Here is a 17,120-nt window from a genome sequence, read left to right as displayed (position 1 = left end):
CCCGCTCTCCTGTGCCTCCTCCCACCCCAACGCGCCCGCGCGCCCGCCCCGCCCCCCCCCCCCCGCCGCCCCCCTCCCCCCCCCCCCCCCCCCCCCCTCGCCCACACGGCCTCGGCGGCGGCCTTGTCGATGCGGCCGCCGAGCGCCGAGAGCGCGGCTCGGGTCTCGGCGTCGTAGACCGAAAGCCGGCCACCGCGGTGGAAATTATGCTGCCCTGCCGGTGGCCCATCGGCAGCGTCGATCCGGTAGAGCGCAACCAGAAAGCCGGCCAGCGAACGGGCGAACTCGGTAAGATCGGCAATCAGTCCACCAGCCGCCGGTCTGCCGCCAAGCCAGCGATAGACGGACCAAGGCCATGGATAGCCTTCCCCGGGCGCGCCTTTGGCCAGCGGCACGGGTATCGGCAGAGGCAGGTGAGGCGCCAGGCGGGGCAGCCAGCGATGCTCCTTCTCGACCTGGGCGACATAGGCGGCAGCGCTCGGCAGCCGCACCGACATGCTGTCGCCCAGCCGGTACGTGCGGTTGTCCCAGCCGCCAGGCTCGACCGTCTCTACCGGCAGGTCCGCCCATTTGGGGAACTGCGCGGCAATCAGCCGGCGAACAAGTGCGGCATCTATCGGCATGCCTGGCGTTCGTTCATCGGGCGGCATCGAGCTTGCTCCGGTCTTCTGAATAGCCGGCGGTCCATCTTTTTGTCATCGCACTCTTGCGGCGCCAGTGATTCCCTTGCCGGCAAATTCTCTAAGCCTTGCGTTCCCAGCGCCGGTCAGGCGTTTGCTGCCAGTAGGTCACGGTGTGGCCGGCCTCCTTCATTGTCTTCCAATGCGTGCGTGCCGCCTCTAGCTGGGCTGCATCGTGGCCGTCGAACAGGAACACGGCGCGCTGGTAGCCGCCAAGCTCCGGCGGCACCGCCCCATCGACCAGGAAGCGTATCTGCGCCTGGTTCGGATTGTCGGGGCCGACGGTCAGAACCACCGGCTGCTCGGCGGGATGGGCTTCGCGATCCGTCGCGTGGGCCAGGAACGAATCGTCCCGGAAAGTCCACAGATGCTGGTCCAGCGCGTCGCGCCGTTCCTCGGTGCCGGTCTGCACCACGGCGCGCCAACCGCGATCGACACTGCGCTCCAGGAGGCCGGGCAGCGCATCCTCCAGCGTCGATTCGGTCAGGTGATAAAACAGAATCTCGGCCATGCGTTCAGTCTACATTGTCGGAGTCCCGCCCCAGCCGCTCATTGCTCGTAATGATCGCGCACCAGCCGGTCGAGCAGCCTGACGCCGAAGCCGGAAGCCCATGACTGGTTGATCTCGTTGGAAGGCGCGCCCATCGCGGTGCCGGCGATGTCGAGATGCGCCCAGGGCGTGTCCTTGACGAAGCGCTGCAGGAACTGCGCGGCGATGATGGCGCCGCCATGGCGGCCGCCGATGTTCTTCATGTCAGCATTCTTGGAATCGATCAGCTTGTCGTATTCGGCGCCGAGCGGCATGCGCCACACCCGCTCCTGCGTCGCCTGTCCGGCCGCCGTCAGCCGGTCCGCCAACTCGTCATTGTTGGAGAACAGGCCGGCATAATACTGGCCGAGCGCGACCATGATGGCGCCGGTCAGCGTCGCCAGATTGATCATGAATTTCGGCTGGAAGCGGTCGTTGCAGTACCAGAGCGCATCGGCCAGCACCAGGCGGCCCTCGGCGTCGGTATTGAGCACTTCGATAGTCTGGCCCGACATCGAGGTGACAATGTCGCCCGGTCGCTGAGCGTGGCCGTCGACGGCGTTTTCAACCAGCCCGACAATGCCGACGACATTGACCTTCGCCTTGCGCGCGGCCAGCGCGTGCATCAGCCCGGTGACGGCAGCAGCGCCGCCCATGTCGCCCTTCATGTCCTCCATGCCCGACGCCGGCTTGATCGAATTGCCGCCGGTGTCGAAGGTGACGCCCTTGCCGACAAAGGCGACCGGGCTTTCCTTGGCCTTGCCGCCGTCCCACCGCATGACCGCGATGCGGGCGCCACGCGGCGAACCCTGCGCTACGCCCAGCAGCGAACCCATGCCGAGCTTCTTCATCTCCTTCTCGGCCAGGATCTCGACCGTGACGCCGAGCGCCTCCAGTTCGGCGATGCGGGCGGCGAATTCCACCGGTCCCAAAACATTGGCCGGTTCATTGACCAAATCGCGCGCCAGCAAGACGCCGTCGATCACCGCCGCTTCATCGGCGAAGGCCTTCTTTGCAACTGCCGGATCGGCGGTGTGAATAGTCACCTTGACCGGCTTTTTTGGCTCGCGCTTGTCGTCACCATTGTTCTTTTTGGTCTTGTACTTGTCGAAGGAATAGCTGCGCAGCAGGATGCCCGCTGCAAGCTGAACGGCTTGCCTGCCGCTGACGGCCGCACCGGGAAGATCGAGCACGACGGCCACTTCGGTTGCCTTGCGAAAGGACGCGGCAATCGTGCCGCCGAGCTTCAGCCAGGCGTAATCATCGAGATTGGAACCCTTGCCGGCACCGACCGCCACCAGCCGCTCGAGCGATGTCCCTTCCGGTGCCAGCACTTCGACCAGGCTGGCGAATTTGCCGGTGAAGTCGGCGACCGGAAAAGCCCGCTCGAGGGTCTTTGCCGGATCGCAAGCCCTGGCGGCATCGCTGAGGCCGCCCTCGTCGGCCACCAGAACGAAAACGCTGCCTTTTTTGGGCGCGGCGAATTTGGCAAAGGCGATCGAAGGTCTCGAATTCATCATGTCCTGCTTTCGGGGAAGTGAGTTGGATTATTGCGAGAAACGTTCGTCAGTGAGCGGCGGGTTGAAACAGCTCGATGACATTGCCCGATGGGTCTTCGAGCAGCGTCTGGGAACCGCCGACGCCCGTTATGATATCGTTGCGAAAGACAAGTCCAGCACTCTTGAGGCGCGCAACCTCTTCTTTCAGGTCCGGCACCACCAACAGGATGCGATTCCAACCTCCCGGCACCGGCTGCCGGCCATCCGGCATCGCCCGTGCACCCGAACTGCCGGGTCCGCTTAGAAGGAGCCGTAAAGCGCCGCGTGTGACGGAAGCAAAAGCCGGTCGGGCGTCCTGTTCAACAGCGAAGCCCAGATGTCCACAGTAGAAGTCGATCGAGGCGGCGACATCATCGACCATGTAGCGAATGCTGACTGGCGTCATGACTATTGACCTTTCGGTTCGAGCACGTTTCAACAAGGCGTGTCTATTGCGGGCGGAACAGTCGGCATAGTCCGGCTCATTATCGCTGCTTGACAATCCGCGCCGCTATCGCCCTGGCCTGAATGCGGGCGTTGGCGAAACAACCGCGAATGCTCGGCCGCATGCCGGTAAACCACAGACCGGGCAATTTCGGATCGGCATCGCCGCCGTTGAAAAGCGGAACGCCCTTGCCGTCGAGAACGCCGAGCTTGCCGACCATCTGCTCCAGACCGGTGCGATAGCCGGTCGCCGCAATGACGATATCGGGCGTGATCAACCTGCCTTCATTCAACACGATGCCGTCTTGGGTAAATTCCCGCAATAGTGGCACCACCACGATCGTGCCTGCCTTTATGGCGCGAACCGCGCCGTCATCGGCTGCGATCGCGGTGTAGTCGGCGCTCAGACGGCTCGCACCGCCTATGGGAGCCGGCGGAAGCCCAAATTTCGTCAGGTCGCCGAAAACCAGGCGCTGGGTTGTCGCCATCACCGCATCGGCCAACCGCACCGGCAAGCTCGCCATCAACGGTGAAAGCCTGTGGACGGCGACCTTGCCGATGCGTTTCGGCAGCAGCGACGGGCCGTTGCGGGCCGACAGCCAGATGCTTTGGGCATCTGCATTCGCAAGATGATTGAGTGCATCGAACCCCGAATTGCCGGCTCCGACGACCAGCACCTTTTTGCCGACGTAGTCCTTCGCCTCGCCAAAATCGGCCGAATGGATAATCCGGCCTGCAAAATCCTTCATGCCTTTCCACGCGGGAATAAACGGCTGCCGGTCGCGCCCGGTGGCGACGACGACATGGCGCGCCAGACGACGTCCGGAGTTCGTCCGCACGGTCCAGTGATCGCCGTCGAACGTGATCTCTTCAACGGCAACGCCGAATGCGACCGGCAGACCATGCGCCTGGCTGAAATCGTTCAGATGGCGAATGACGGCCGATTTATGCGGAAAAGCCGGGGTGCCTGCGGGATAGCCGACGCCGGGCAGCGTCGAGAGATCGCGATGCGTATTGAGGTGCAGCCGCTGGTGCCGCCGATGCCAGGGTTCGGCAAGCCGGCTCTCCTTTTCCAGGACGAGCGTCGGTACGCCGGCCTTCATCAAGGCGTGGGCGGCGGCAAGGCCGGCTGCGCCGGCGCCGACCACGATCGCGCCGTCAAAGATCGTTTCCCGACCGGTTTGACCGCGCAATTTTTCCGCTTCCATGCTGGGGCTCACAGATCCTGACCCGTCTTATCATGTCGCGGCGGTCGCGACCGGCGCGACATTTGGTCGTTTTGCCGCATTTGACAAGACTTTGGCCGAAATCGCTCCCATATGCGATATCGAACCATCCACGATTCGTCGCGGCACGGCCCCGCTTCCCGCCGCAACCTGTTGTTAACCAACAATGTTCGCTCTTTCTTATCCATTGCCGCCGACACTCCGGCCCAGCGGATTTTGCGATCCGGGACAGAACCCAGATCGAACCGCCAAACTGAGCCAGTTGTGCAGCCGGCGCCGGACGACTACCTTGTTCCAAGGCATGATGCCGTTCGAAATCGCCGAGAAAAGCCTTCATGAAGGTCGTTGAACGTTACATCATGCGCCGTGCTTTCGCGGTATTCGCGCTGGCGCTCGTCTGGACGCTGGCGATCGTCTGGACGACTCAGGTGCTCGCCCGCATCGACCTCGTCACCGATAGCGGTCAGTCGGCCCTCACCTTCTTCGAAGTCGCAGCGCTGATCATCCCGACGATCGTTCCGATCGTCGTGCCGTTCGCCCTGGTGGTCGCGGTCGCCCAGATACTCAGCGTGATGAATTCGGATTCGGAGCTGGCCGTCATCAATGCCGCCGGCGCTTCACGCTGGACCATCGTCAGGCCGATCATGCTTCTGGCACTTGCAGCCAGCGTTTTTTCCTTCGCCGTCGACAATGGCGTCGACCCTTACGCACGCCAGAAGAACCGCGAGTTGATTGCGTCGTCGCGTGCCGATCTGTTGTCGTTGATCATCCAGGAAGGCACCTTCCGTAAGATCGATGACGGCCTGTTCCTGCAGGTTGGCGAACGGCTTCCCGACAACCGTCTCGGCGGCATCTTCGTCGCCGATTCGCGCGAAGAAGGCGTCAATCTCATCTACTACGCCAAGACCGGCAGCATCATCGAACGCGGCGACGAGAAGGTGCTGATGATGAATGACGGCGTCATCCATCGCAAAACCATGACTGGCGACCTCTCGGTGATCCGGTTCACCTCCTACGCCTTCGACTTGTCCGCTTTCATGTCGGCATCATCTGACATCCTGCTTTTGCCGAAGGACCGGACGACCCAGTATCTGCTCAATCCAAGTCCGAACGACAAGATGTACCAGCAAAAGCCGAACAGGTACCTGGCCGAGCTCAACCAGCGTTTTTCCGAGTGGTCCTATTCGCTCGTCTTCGCGCTGATCGCGCTCGCCGTTGCCGGAGATGCGCGCTCGCATCGCGAGGCGCGTGTGCACCCGCTGATCACGGCAATCGCGATCGCACTGTTCGTGCGCTGGCTCGGGTTCTTTGCCGCCGGCAAGGCCGACAAGGTGCCGCAATATGCCTATATGGTCTACGGCGTCCCGATCGTGGCATCGGCGATCGCCATCTGGTTCATCGTGTCCAACCGGACCATGGAACTGCCGGTTGCCTGGGCCGATTGGATAACCAATCTTGCCGGCCGCTTCAGTGACGGCTGGAGCGCCATCAAGCTCCGTTTTGCCAGGCGTGGCGCATCCGGGCAGGGGGCCGGCTGATGGGCTGGACTCTGGGTCGGTACTTCTTCTTTCGCTATGTGACGATCACCATCTGGTTCTTCATCGGCCTCTTGGCGCTGGTGTTCCTGATCGATTTCACCGAGCTTTCCGGCCGCACGACCGGCGTGCCGGGCTTCACCTACGCAACTGCGTTCGCCATTTCGGGGCTCAGGATGCCGATGATCATGCTGCAGACGGTGCCGTTCGTCGGCCTGTTCTCGGCGATGGCGACGTTGGTGTCGCTCAACCGCAAATATGAATTGGTCATTGCCCGTTCCGCCGGGGTTTCCGCATGGCAATTCCTGCTGCCGTGCTGCATCGGGGCGCTGCTGTTTGGAGCCTTGTCGGTCGGCGTCATCAATCCGGTAGCCGCGCACGCCTATTCCTGGTCCGAGGAGATCGAGACCCAGCTCCGTTCGGGCAAGTCGAACAGCGTCTCGGCCGATGCTGCGCCCTGGATCAGGCAGAAAACCAACGCCGGCGACACCATCATCGGCGCGCGCGCCATTCTCAATCAAGGCCTGGAGATGGCCGACGCGGTCTTCTTCAGCTTCAGCCCGCAAGGCGACATCATCGAGCGCAAGGATGCGGCGCGCGCCTTTTTGCGGGACGGCTACTGGGAATTGCAGGACGTCAAGGTGTTCCGGGACGGTACCATCCAGTCGTTACCTAGCGATCGGCTGCCGACCAATCTCAAGCCGGAATTCGTGCAAGAGCGGTTGGCGCGCCCTGAGACCATTCCCTTCTACGATCTGCCCGGCAAGATCGAAGTGGCCCGCTCCTTCGGCCTCAAGGCAAACGCCTTCGCCATGCAGTTCAATTCCCTGATTGCGCTGCCCTTCCTGCTTGTCGCGATGACGCTGATTGCGGCAACGGTATCAATGCGATTTGCGAGGATGGGGCAGTCGGCAACGATGATTCTGGGTGGCATCGTGGCCGGCTTTCTGCTTTATGTCGTTTCGGTGCTGGTCAAGGCATTCGGCGTAGCGGGATTCGTACCCACTGCCGTAGCGGCTTGGGTCCCGGTTGTCGTGGCTATGTTCTTCGGGGTGACATTCCTGCTATACAAGGAAGACGGCTAGTGAGGGAGGCGGTTTTGCGCAGCCATAGGCACGCCGGTTTGGCACGCCTCTCTGCGGCGAGCGCCTTGGCATGCCTGCTTGCCAGCGCCGCCCCGGTTGCTCCGGCTTTCGCCCAGGACGTCAGTGAGCTGGCAACGAAGGTTCCGAGCGGCACGCAGATGCTGTTGGCAGCCGATACGCTGGTCTACGACAACGACAAGCAGACAGTGACGGCCGTCGGCGGCGTCCAGATCGACTACGGCGGCAACCGTCTCGTCGCCCAGCGGGTCGAATACAACCGCAACACCAAACGCCTCGTCGCCAGCGGCAATGTCGAACTCGTCAATAGCGACGGCACCAAAATTTATTCGCAGCATGCCGACATCACTGACGATTTCGCCGACGGCTTCGTCAACGCGCTGCGGGTCGAGACCATAGACAAGGCGTATTTCGCCGCCGAAAGCGCGGAGCGCATGGGCGGCGTGCTGACGACGTTCCACAATGGCGTCTACACCGCCTGCGAGCCGTGCGAGGACAAGCCCGACAAAGCGCCGACCTGGCGTATCAAGGCCAGGAAGATCATCTGGAACGGCGAGAAGAAGACGGTTCGCTTCGAGAACTCGAATTTCGAGTTCTTCGGCTTTCCGCTGGCCTATCTGCCGGCTTTCGAGATCGCCGACCCAACGGTCAAGCGCAAGAGCGGCTTCCTGATCCCCGGCGTCGCCTACAAGAGCGATCTCGGCGTCGGTGTTAAAGTCCCCTATTATTTCGCGCTCTCGCCGACCTACGATCTCACTGTCACTGGCAGCGGCTATACCAAGCAAGGTTTCCTCGGTGAGGCCGAGTGGAGGCAGCGCTTCAACAACGGTCAGTACAGCCTGAAGATTGCGGGCATCCGGCAGGAGAATCCCGACGCCTTCATCGACGACAATGGCCACAACGTGAATTCGGGTACCGAAGGCGACCCGAACAGGTTCCGCGGCATGATGGGCACCCAGGGCCAGTTCGCCATCAACCCGCGCTGGGACTTCGGCTGGGACATCCTGCTGCAGAGCGACAAGAATTTCGCGCGCACCTACGACATCGATGGCTTCAACGATAGCGTGCACCGCTCCGAGGTGTACCTGACGGGGCTCAACGATCGCAATTACTTCGACGTGCGCGCCATGCACTTCGAGGTTCAGGAAGACACGCTCGCCAGCGATCCGACTGCACGCGCCGCCAAGCAGCCCTGGGTGCTGCCCTCGCTCGACTACGCTTATATCCCCGACATGCCGGTGGCCGGCGGGCAGCTGTCGTTCGACGTCAACGCGCGGGTCATTGACCGCGACAGGCTCGATACGGCTCTTGCAAATTCGGGCATCCCTTCGTCCGTCAACAACGTCCGCGGCATCGACGGTCAATCCGGGCGCCTTACCGCGGAAGCCGAATGGAAGCGCACCTTCACCACCGATGGCGGGCTTCTGCTGACACCGCTCCTGGCGCTGCGCGGCGACGCCGGCTACGTCAACGCCTCCTCGGCCTCGCTCGACGCCGTCAACCAGATGGCGACCAATCTCGGCGTCGAGGACGATATGCGTTCATCGCTTGCCCGCTACATGGCGACCGCCGGCCTTGAGATGCGCTGGCCGGTGCTGTTTTCGATGACCAGTTCCAGCCATGTCTTCGAACCGATGGCGCAGGTATTCATGCGTCCGAACGAGCAATATGTCGGCGGGCTGGCGGTCCCCAACGAGGACGCCCAGAGCTTCGTCTTCGACGCCACGACGCTGTTCGAGCGCGACAAATTCTCGGGCTATGACCGCATGGAAGGCGGCACACGCGCCAATGTCGGGCTGCGCTATTCCGGCGCATATGACAATGGCTGGGGCACCAATGCGGTGTTCGGCCAATCCTACCAGCTCGGCGGCCAGAACTCGTTCGGCACGCCGGACCTGGTCAATGTCGGCGCCTATTCAGGTCTTGAAACTGCAACCTCCGACTATGTCGGCCTTGTCGGCTTCAACAGCCCCAGCGGGTTTTCCGGCTCGGTCAGCGGCCGTTTCGACGAGCAAAGCTTCGAGATCCGCCGCGCTGAGGTAAAGGCCGCCTTTTCAGGCCTGCCGGTGTCGCTGAGCGCCAAATACGCCTTCATCCAGGCGCAGCCACTCTATGGCTTCTCGACCGATCGCCATGAGGTTACGCTCGGCGCCTCGACACATCTTGCCGAGAATTGGCGCGTCTTTGGCACCGGCACATATGATCTGGAGCAGAGCGTTCTGGTCAAGGACGGGGTCGGCTTTGCCTATAGTGATTCGTGCTTTACCTATTTGATGACGTTTTCGGAAAGACGTGACCTGAACACCAAGGAAGTATCGCAGAACGTCGGCTTCAACCTGTCGTTCCGCACGCTCGGCGATTTCGGCTCGTCGCAACGCTCCATCGACACCATTCAATAACGGGCAGCGGTCGGCAACGGGGCGGCTGGCGGACGACATTGTTTCGCCGCATAGAGCAGGCACGAATTTTGACGGCCTGAACTGGGATAGGTTCGGCTGAATCGGGATGGAATTGGGATGCTTTCGATGAGGAAATACCTCTTTTCGGCAGGGTTCGCGCTGCTGGTGGCGTTCTCGACCACCGCGGTGACGCGGCCAGTTTTCGCCACCGAGATCAAATACGTCGTCAACAATATACCGATCACCACCGGCGACATCCAGCATCGGGCCGCTTTCCTGCGCCTGCAGCACAGAAAGGGCGATGCCGGCCAGGAAATGATCGACCAGACGCTGCGTCTGGCCGAAGCCCGGCGGCTCGGCATCCGCATCAGCGACGCGCAGGTCGATGCCGCTTATCAGCGTTTCGCCACCAGCAACAAGATGCCGCTCAAGCAGCTTGACGGCGCGATGGCGCAATCCGGCGTCACCAAGGAGCATTTCAAGGAGTTTATCCGGGCACAGATGGCCTGGAACCAGGCGCTGACCGCGCGTTCCCGTTCCGGAGACGGTGGCGGCGCAATGAGCGAGCAGGACCTCGTCAAGCGCATGCTCGAAAAAGGCGGCAGCAAACCGAGCGCCACAGAGTACATGCTGCAGCAGGTCATCTTCGTGGTGCCGGCCGCCGAGCGAACCGCGACGCTGGCCAAGCGCAAACGCGAAGCCGATGCCATGCGCGCCCGCTTCAACGGCTGCAACACCACCCGCGAATTCGCCAAGGGCCTGATCGATGTCACCGTTCGCGATCTCGGCCGGGTGCTGGCGCCCCAATTGCCGGCGGACTGGGCCGAGCAGATAAAGGCTACAAAGGTCGGCGGCGCCACCACGACGCGCGAAACCGACCGCGGTGTCGAATTCATCGGCATCTGCTCGTCGCGCGAAGTGTCAGACGACAAAGCCGCGCAGATGGTGTTCCAGAGTGAAGGTTCGAACGACAAGAACGCCGACGAACTCTCGAAGAAATATGTCGAGGAGTTGCGGAAGAAAGCCCGCATAATCGAGCGCTGAAGTCGAAGCGCCGTGGCTGACGCAGAGCTTCCGCTGGCGTTGAGCGTCGGCGATCCGTCCGGCGTGGGGCCGGACATCGCCATCGCTGCTTGGCAGGCCCGCGATAGCGCTGGCGTTCCGTCTTTTTATCTCCTTGCCGATCCGGCACTGATTGCCGCGCGGGCGCACAGGCTCGGCACCGATATCGCGATTGCCGAGACGACGCCGGCGTTAGCGCCGGGGGTGTTTTCGCGCGCGCTGCCGGTGGTGGCGCTTGCTGCCCGTTTCGTCGACAGTCCCGGCCGCCCGGATCCAGCCAACGCCGCCGGCATCATCGAGGCGATCGACCGCGCCGTTGCCGACTGCCTGGCTGGCCGCGCTGCCGCGGTCGTCACCTGCCCCATCGCCAAGAAGCCGCTCTACGACGCCGGCTTTCGCTTTCCCGGCCACACCGAATATCTGGCGCATCTGGCATCGCTTCACACCGGCACCGAAGTGACGCCTGTGATGCTGCTTGCCGGACCGGACCTGCGCACCGTGCCGGTCACCATCCACATCGCGCTGGCCGAGGTGCCGAAAGAGCTGACGACGGACCTTATCGTCGCCACCGGCCGCATCACCGCCGCCGACCTTGCGAACCGCTTCGGAATTGCCAAGCCGCGGCTCGCCGTTGCCGGCCTCAACCCGCATGCCGGCGAAGGCGGCACCATGGGCACCGAAGACGAGCGGATCGTGCGCCCGGCAGTCGACCGGCTGAGGCAGGAAGGGATCGACGCCTTCGGGCCATTGCCGGCCGACACGCTGTTTCATGCTCGCGCCCGCGCCGGCTACGACGTGGCGCTCTGTATGTATCACGACCAGGCGCTGATCCCGGCCAAGGCGCTGGCGTTTGACGAGGCGGTCAACGTGACGCTCGGCCTGCCCTTCGTCCGCACCTCGCCCGACCACGGCACCGCCTTCGACATCGCCGGCAAGGGCATCGCCCGTGCCGGCAGCCTGATTGCAGCGCTGAAACTCGCTCGCGTTCTTGCCGATACCGGGAAAAGGCCGTAGGCCCTGAGCCCAATCAGCCAAATTCGATGGCCTTAACCCGATGAGCCCGCCTGATGAGCCCAGCCCGATGAGCATAGACGGCCTGCCGCCACTGCGCGAGGTGATCGAGCGCCATGGGCTGCAGGCGAAAAAGGCGCTGGGCCAGAATTTTCTGCTCGACCTTAACCTGACAAGCAAGATTGCGCGAACCGCCGGCGACCTGAGCGACGTTACGGTTATCGAGGTCGGTCCCGGTCCGGGCGGGCTGACTCGTGCCCTGCTCCTCAACGGCGCCCGGCGGGTCGTCGCGATCGAGCGCGACGAGCGCTGCCTGGCGGCCTTGGCCGAGATCGCGAACCACTATCCGGGTCGGCTCGAGATCGTAGCCGGCGATGCGCTGAAAGCTGATTTTGCAGCGCTTGCAAAAGGAGTGCCGGGAAGCGGCGGGTCGGCGAAAATCGTTGCCAACCTGCCCTACAATATCGGCACCGAATTGCTGATCCGCTGGCTGACCGTCACCGAGTGGCCGCCGTTCTACACATCGATGACGCTGATGTTCCAGCGCGAGGTCGCCGAACGCATTGCAGCCAGCCCCGGCAGCGAGGCCTATGGTCGGCTCGGCGTGCTGGCCGGCTGGCGGACGGAGGCGAGGATTGCCTTCGACGTACCGCCGCAGGCGTTCACGCCGCCACCCAAGGTGACGTCCTCGGTGGTGCATCTTGTGCCGCGTGCCAACCCCTTGCCGGCAGAGGTGAAACGGCTCAGCCGCGTCACCGAAGCGGCATTCGGCCAGCGCCGGAAAATGCTGCGGCAGAGCGTGAAAAGCCTCGGCGGCGAGGCACTGCTCACCCGCGCCGGCATCGATCCGACCAGGCGTGCGGAGACGCTCAGCGTCGAGGAATTCGTTCGCCTGACCAACGCGGTGTGATGCCGGGAAGCGTCCGCGTGGAATTTCCGCTCTCATGGCATAGATAGCCGGACAAACCCTGCCCGGAGACAAACAGTGGCCGCCTATGTCATTTCCGACGTCACGATCCGTGACGCAGAGGCTATCGAAGCCTATCGCGCCAGCGCGGCTGCCTCCATCGCCCAGCATGGCGGGCGCTATCTGGTACGCGGCGGCGAGGTGGAAAGGTTGGAAGGCGACTGGTCTCCCGGGCCGCTGATCATCGTGGAATTCCCCGACATGGACACGGCGCGGCGTTGGTACCGCTCCGCCGAATATGCCGCGGCATTGGAACTGCGCGACGCCGCGCTCAGCCGCAATCTGATCCTGGTCGCGGGGACAGCGCCTTGATCAATCCGTCTTTTCGTCGAGCAGCCCCGAGACGAAATCGAACAGGCCCGGCCGGCGATCGCGTCTGAGCCGTTCGGCCGTGACGATGCCCCGCACCTCGGCGAAAGCGCGGTCGAGATCGTCGTTGACTATGACGAAATCATATTCCTTCCAGTGCTCGATCTCGTTGCGGGCGTTCTTGAGCCGCGTCTCGATCACCGCTTCCTGGTCCTCGGCGCGACGCTTCAGCCGCGCCTTCAATTCCTTCATCGATGGCGGCAGGATGAATATCGAGACGATGTCGGCGCGCATCTTCTCCTTGAGTTGCTGAGCGCCTTGCCAGTCGATGTCGAACAGCATGTCGCGGCCTTCGGCCAGCGCCTGTTCAGCCGGCTCGCGCGGCGTCGCGTAGCAATTGCCGTGCACCTCCGCCCATTCGAGCAGCGCATCGGAATCGCGCAGCCGCTCGAACTCGCGCATGGTACGGAAGTGGTAATGGACGCCCTCGATCTCGCTGCCGCGGCGTGGCCGCGTGGTGACCGAGACCGACAATTCCAGGCTGGAATCGCTCTCCAGCAGATTGCGCGCAATCGTCGACTTGCCGGCGCCTGACGGCGACGACAAGACCAGCATCAGCCCGCGGCGCCGAATGCGGGAACCCACATCCCTAGCGGTCATGGGGCTTGGCAGTCATGTGGCTTGGCATCGGGATCATTCCAGATTCTGGACCTGTTCGCGAAACTGGTCGACGACCGCCTTCAGTTCCAGCCCGATGGCGGTGACCGCGGCAGCATTCGACTTGGAACACAGCGTATTCGATTCGCGGTTGAATTCCTGTGCCAGGAAATCGAGCTTGCGGCCGATGGCGCCACCGCCGGCGAGCAGTGCCCGCCCCGACGCCACGTGTGTCTTCAGCCGGTCGATTTCCTCGCGTATGTCGGCCTTGGTGGCCAGGAACGCCGCTTCCATATGCAGCCGGCTGGCGTCCAGGTTGGCAGACGCGTCCATCAACAGGCGGATCTGCTCGGCGAGCCTTTCGCGGATCGTGGCCGGTTCGCGTGATGGATCGGCCTCGGCCCGCAGCGTCAGCGCCTCGATGGCATCGATATGGCCGGACAGCAGGGAACGAAGTGCCGCACCTTCGCCCTGGCGCGCCTGCTGCAGCCCGTTCAGTGCTGCTTCCAGCGCCGACAGTATTGCGGTATCGAGCGCACTGCGCGCCTCTTCGGTTTCGATGGTTTCGGGAATGTCGAGGACGCCGCGCAGCGCAAGCAGGCCGTCGGCCGCCGCAGGGGCTACTCCGAACTGCTCCTGCAGCCGCTTGGCCAAGCCCGCCAGATCCTTCAGGAAAGCCTCGTTGACCACGGGTTGCGCTTGAGCGCCGGCGGCGCGGCCAATGGTCAGCGTCATCTGGAAATTGCCGCGCGCAAAACGCTTTTGCACCGTCTGCCGGACGGCCGGCTCCAGCCGGTCGAAACCTTGCGGCAGCCGCAGCCTGACCTCGACGCTTTTGCCGTTGACGGACTTGGCTTCCCAGGCAATCGAAGTGCCGTCGTGTTCGGCGACACTGCGCGCAAAACCGGTCATGCTCTGCAAGTTCATGTAGCCGTGCGTCCCTTTGCCGAATGCCCCTCAAGCCGGAGCGATTTTCTCCGGACAGGATCATGTGAATTTCAATGCCATAGCAGCCCTTGCACATCCACCCGGACATGCACAGGGCCAACCTGATGGCGTCCGGCCCTACTGGGCGGCGGTGGCGCCCGCATCGTCAACGATGGCTCCCGCCGGCGTGTCGGCTCCGGTATTGGTTGCCCCGGCCTTGGCGGCGTCCTGCGCCTGCTTTTTCAGCAGTGCCCGGTAGCGAGCGACATTCTCGTTATGCTCATCGAGCGTCGAGGCAAAGACGTGCCCGCCGGTGCCGTCGGCGACGAAGTAGAGATCGCTGGTCTTCGACGGATTAGCGACTGCCTCCAGCGCCGCACGGCCGGGATTGGCGATCGGCGTCGGCGGTAAGCCGTTGATCAGATAGGTGTTGTAGGGCGTCGGCTTCTGGATGTCCGACTGATAGATCGGGCGGTCGATGGGTTTGCCCTTGCCGCCGAACAGGCCGTAGATGATGGTCGGGTCCGACTGCAGCCGCATACCCTTGGCCAGCCGGTTGAGGAAGACGGCGGCTACGCGCGAGCGTTCATCGCCCTTGCCGGTCTCCTTCTCGACGATAGAGGCTAGGGTGACAAAATCCTCAACGTTGGCGATCGGCAAATCCGGCGCTCGGCGCTGCCAGACCTCGTCGACCAGCTTCTTCTGGTCGGCCAGAAGCTTGTCGACCATCTGCTGGCGTGTTGCTCCGCGGGTGAAACGCAGCGTGTCGGTGGCGAGGCTGCCCTCAGGTGGAGTGGTCGACGGCATATCGCCGGTCAGCGCGTCCTGCTCGGCAATCCGTTGCAGCGCCTGCGCGACCGTCAGCCCCTCGGGGATAGTCAGCGAATACATCACCGACTTGCCGCTCTTCAGCAGTTCCATGATATCGTGCATCGACGCCTGCGGCTTGATCTCGTATTCGCCGGCCTTCAGGGCGGAATCATTGCCGAAGGCGCGCACGCCAAGGCGGAAAATGCGGGCGTCGCTGATCAGCCCTCGCCGCTCAAGCTGGTCGGCGATCTCCTGGACGCCGCTATTCGGCTTGACCAGGAAAGTGTCGCCATTGGCCGACGGGCCGGGCTCGTTGAACTCCTGCTTGCCGAAATACAGCGCAACGCCTGCCGCCAGCACCATCAGCATCACCGAAGAGATGACGAAGTTCATGAACACGACGAACTGGCTGCGCGAGGCACGCGAGCGCTTCGGCGGCGGCGTGCCGGCCTCGGGCCGCAACGCCTCGCTGGCCGTCTTCGGCACGATCGGGCCGGGCGTTGCTGCCCGTTGCCCGAATTCCCCGTTATCGGCCGGATTTGTGTTCATAGCGCCCTACCATTTGATCTTGCGACGAATCCCCTCGGGCAGAGTAGGGGCGAATATGGCAAAATTGACGGCAGACGGAAACCGGCAGAGCGGTCAGCCATTGTAGCGCTGGAAGACGAGCGAGGCGTTGGTGCCACCGAAGCCGAAGGAGTTGGACAGCGCCACGTCGATCTGCCGGGCCCGCGGCTTGTGCGGCACCAGGTCGATCGCCGTTTCGCGCTCCGGATTGTCAAGATTGATGGTCGGCGGCGCGATGTTGTCGCGAATGGCGAGGATCGAAAAGATCGCCTCGGCAGCGCCAGCCGCGCCCAGCAGGTGGCCAATCGACGATTTGGTCGACGACATCGATATCTTCGAGGCGGCGTTGCCGACCAGCCGCTCGACGGCGCCGAGTTCGATCGTATCGGCCATGGTCGAGGTGCCGTGCGCGTTGATGTAGTCGACATCGGCCGGCGTCAGCTTCGCCCGGTTCAGCGCCGCGGTCATGCAACGGAAAGCGCCGTCGCCGTCTTCGGCAGGCGCGGTGATGTGATAGGCGTCACCGGTCAGACCGTAGCCGGTGACCTCGGCATAGATCTTGGCGCCGCGGGCCTTGGCGTGTTCGAGCTCCTCGAGCACGACAACGCCGGCGCCCTCGCCCATGACGAAGCCGTCGCGATCGCGATCATAGGGGCGTGAGGCCGTTTGTGGCGCGTCGTTGCGCTCGGTGGAGAGCGCGCGGCAAGCGGCGAACCCGGCGATCGACAGTCTCGTCACCGGCGCTTCGGCGCCGCCTGCGACCATAACGTCGGCATCGCCCCAGATGATCAGCCGGGCGGCATCGCCGATGGCGTGCGCACCGGTCGAGCAAGCGGTGACGACGGCATGGTTGGGGCCTTTCAGCCCATGCCGGATCGAGACCTGACCGGAGACGAGGTTGATGATCTGGCCAGGGATGAAGAATGGGCTGATGCGGCGCGGACCGCGTTCCTTGAGGATCATCGCATTCTCGGCGATGCCTTCGATGCCGCCGATGCCCGAACCGATCAGCACGCCGGTGGCGCACTGTTCCTCATGCGTCTTCGGCTGCCAGCCGGAATCCTTGAGTGCCTCGTCGGCGGCCGCGATCCCGTACAGGATGAAGTCGCCGATCTTGCGCAGTTCCTTCGGCTCGAGAACGGCTTCAGGATTGAAAGTGCCATTGGAGCCGTCACCGCGCGGAATGACGTGGGCTACCTTGCAAGCAAGGTCTTCCACCTCGAATTCGGTGATGCGCTTGGCTGCGCTGCGGCCGGTCAGAAGCTCCTTCCAGCTGTGCTCGAAGCCCATGCCGAACGGCGAAAGCAGCCCAAGGCCCGTGACGACGACACGCCTCATCGCAGGTCCTCCCCGGTG

At 63.4% G+C, this 17,120-nt stretch carries 16 protein-coding genes; 7 read left to right on the top strand and 9 right to left on the bottom strand.

The features are described 5' to 3' along the window. From NKI47_RS17990 to NKI47_RS17970, 5 genes are all read right to left on the bottom strand, one after another. The coding region (locus NKI47_RS17990) for a phosphotransferase (protein ID WP_352592100.1) at nt 1-650 on the bottom strand (650 nt) is incomplete at its 3' end. Between the two features lie 91 nt (nt 651-741). Beyond that, on the bottom strand, nt 742-1,191 hold the full coding sequence (locus NKI47_RS17985) for a DNA polymerase III subunit chi (protein ID WP_023677690.1): 450 nt from the start codon (nt 1,189-1,191) through the stop codon (nt 742-744). A 38-nt stretch (nt 1,192-1,229) separates the two neighbouring features. Further along, nucleotides 1,230-2,726, bottom strand: coding sequence for a leucyl aminopeptidase (locus NKI47_RS17980; RefSeq protein ID WP_352592097.1), 1,497 nt, complete (start codon nt 2,724-2,726; stop codon nt 1,230-1,232). A 49-nt stretch (nt 2,727-2,775) separates the two neighbouring features. Further along, nucleotides 2,776-3,129, bottom strand: coding sequence for a VOC family protein (locus NKI47_RS17975; protein WP_502894455.1), 354 nt, complete (start codon nt 3,127-3,129; stop codon nt 2,776-2,778). Between the two features lie 103 nt (nt 3,130-3,232). Next, nucleotides 3,233-4,399 (bottom strand): flavin-containing monooxygenase, encoded by a 1,167-nt coding sequence (locus NKI47_RS17970; RefSeq protein ID WP_352592094.1) that lies wholly within the window; start codon nt 4,397-4,399, stop codon nt 3,233-3,235. A gap of 353 nt (nt 4,400-4,752) precedes the next feature. Here NKI47_RS17970 and lptF point away from each other — a divergent pair, with 353 nt between their 5' ends. From lptF to NKI47_RS17935, 7 genes are all read left to right on the top strand, one after another. Then, nucleotides 4,753-5,955, top strand: a complete 1,203-nt coding sequence (gene lptF, locus NKI47_RS17965; protein ID WP_352569685.1) for an LPS export ABC transporter permease LptF — start codon at nt 4,753-4,755, stop codon at nt 5,953-5,955. After that, the gene (gene lptG, locus NKI47_RS17960; RefSeq protein WP_023677695.1) at nt 5,952-7,037 is read left to right on the top strand and encodes an LPS export ABC transporter permease LptG; all 1,086 of its coding nucleotides are present in this window, start codon (nt 5,952-5,954) and stop codon (nt 7,035-7,037) included. Before lptF ends, lptG begins: the two co-directional genes overlap by 4 nt. Next, nucleotides 7,037-9,454, top strand: coding sequence for an LPS-assembly protein LptD (locus NKI47_RS17955; RefSeq protein WP_352542725.1), 2,418 nt, complete (start codon nt 7,037-7,039; stop codon nt 9,452-9,454). The genes lptG and NKI47_RS17955 overlap by 1 nt, the downstream gene beginning before the upstream one ends. Nucleotides 9,455-9,571: 117 nt before the next feature. After that, complete coding sequence (locus NKI47_RS17950) at nt 9,572-10,498, top strand: peptidylprolyl isomerase (protein ID WP_023677697.1); 927 nt, start codon at nt 9,572-9,574, stop codon at nt 10,496-10,498. Nucleotides 10,499-10,510: 12 nt separating this feature from the next. Further along, nucleotides 10,511-11,530 carry a 4-hydroxythreonine-4-phosphate dehydrogenase PdxA gene (pdxA, locus tag NKI47_RS17945; RefSeq protein ID WP_023677698.1) on the top strand — a complete coding sequence of 340 codons (1,020 nt, stop codon included), beginning with the start codon at nt 10,511-10,513 and terminating at the stop codon, nt 11,528-11,530. 67 nt (nt 11,531-11,597) lie between these two features. Continuing rightward, on the top strand, nt 11,598-12,437 hold the full coding sequence (gene rsmA, locus NKI47_RS17940) for a 16S rRNA (adenine(1518)-N(6)/adenine(1519)-N(6))-dimethyltransferase RsmA (RefSeq protein WP_023677699.1): 840 nt from the start codon (nt 11,598-11,600) through the stop codon (nt 12,435-12,437). A 75-nt stretch (nt 12,438-12,512) separates the two neighbouring features. Continuing rightward, nucleotides 12,513-12,806: a DUF1330 domain-containing protein gene (locus NKI47_RS17935; RefSeq protein WP_023677700.1), complete on the top strand. Its 294-nt coding sequence runs from the start codon at nt 12,513-12,515 to the stop codon at nt 12,804-12,806. Here NKI47_RS17935 and gmk read toward each other — a convergent pair whose 3' ends face one another. The 4 genes from gmk to fabF all read right to left on the bottom strand — a co-directional run bounded on the left by gmk (nt 12,807) and on the right by fabF (nt 17,102). Beyond that, nucleotides 12,807-13,463: a guanylate kinase gene (gene gmk, locus NKI47_RS17930; RefSeq protein WP_023677701.1), complete on the bottom strand. Its 657-nt coding sequence runs from the start codon at nt 13,461-13,463 to the stop codon at nt 12,807-12,809. A gap of 33 nt (nt 13,464-13,496) precedes the next feature. Continuing rightward, nucleotides 13,497-14,387: a YicC/YloC family endoribonuclease gene (locus NKI47_RS17925; RefSeq protein ID WP_023677702.1), complete on the bottom strand. Its 891-nt coding sequence runs from the start codon at nt 14,385-14,387 to the stop codon at nt 13,497-13,499. 138 nt (nt 14,388-14,525) lie between these two features. Continuing rightward, complete coding sequence (mltG, locus tag NKI47_RS17920) at nt 14,526-15,746, bottom strand: endolytic transglycosylase MltG (RefSeq protein ID WP_023677703.1); 1,221 nt, start codon at nt 15,744-15,746, stop codon at nt 14,526-14,528. Between the two features lie 93 nt (nt 15,747-15,839). Continuing rightward, entirely contained in the window at nt 15,840-17,102 is a 1,263-nt protein-coding gene (gene fabF, locus NKI47_RS17915) for a beta-ketoacyl-ACP synthase II (protein ID WP_023677704.1), read from the bottom strand. Nucleotides 17,103-17,120: the final 18 nt, after the last annotated feature.

The organism is Mesorhizobium sp. M0633, from assembly GCF_040320645.1.
Taxonomy (GTDB): Bacteria; Pseudomonadota; Alphaproteobacteria; order Rhizobiales; family Rhizobiaceae; genus Mesorhizobium.
Note: the sequence above shows the minus strand (reverse complement) of the source record. Positions and strands in the feature narration are given on the sequence as shown.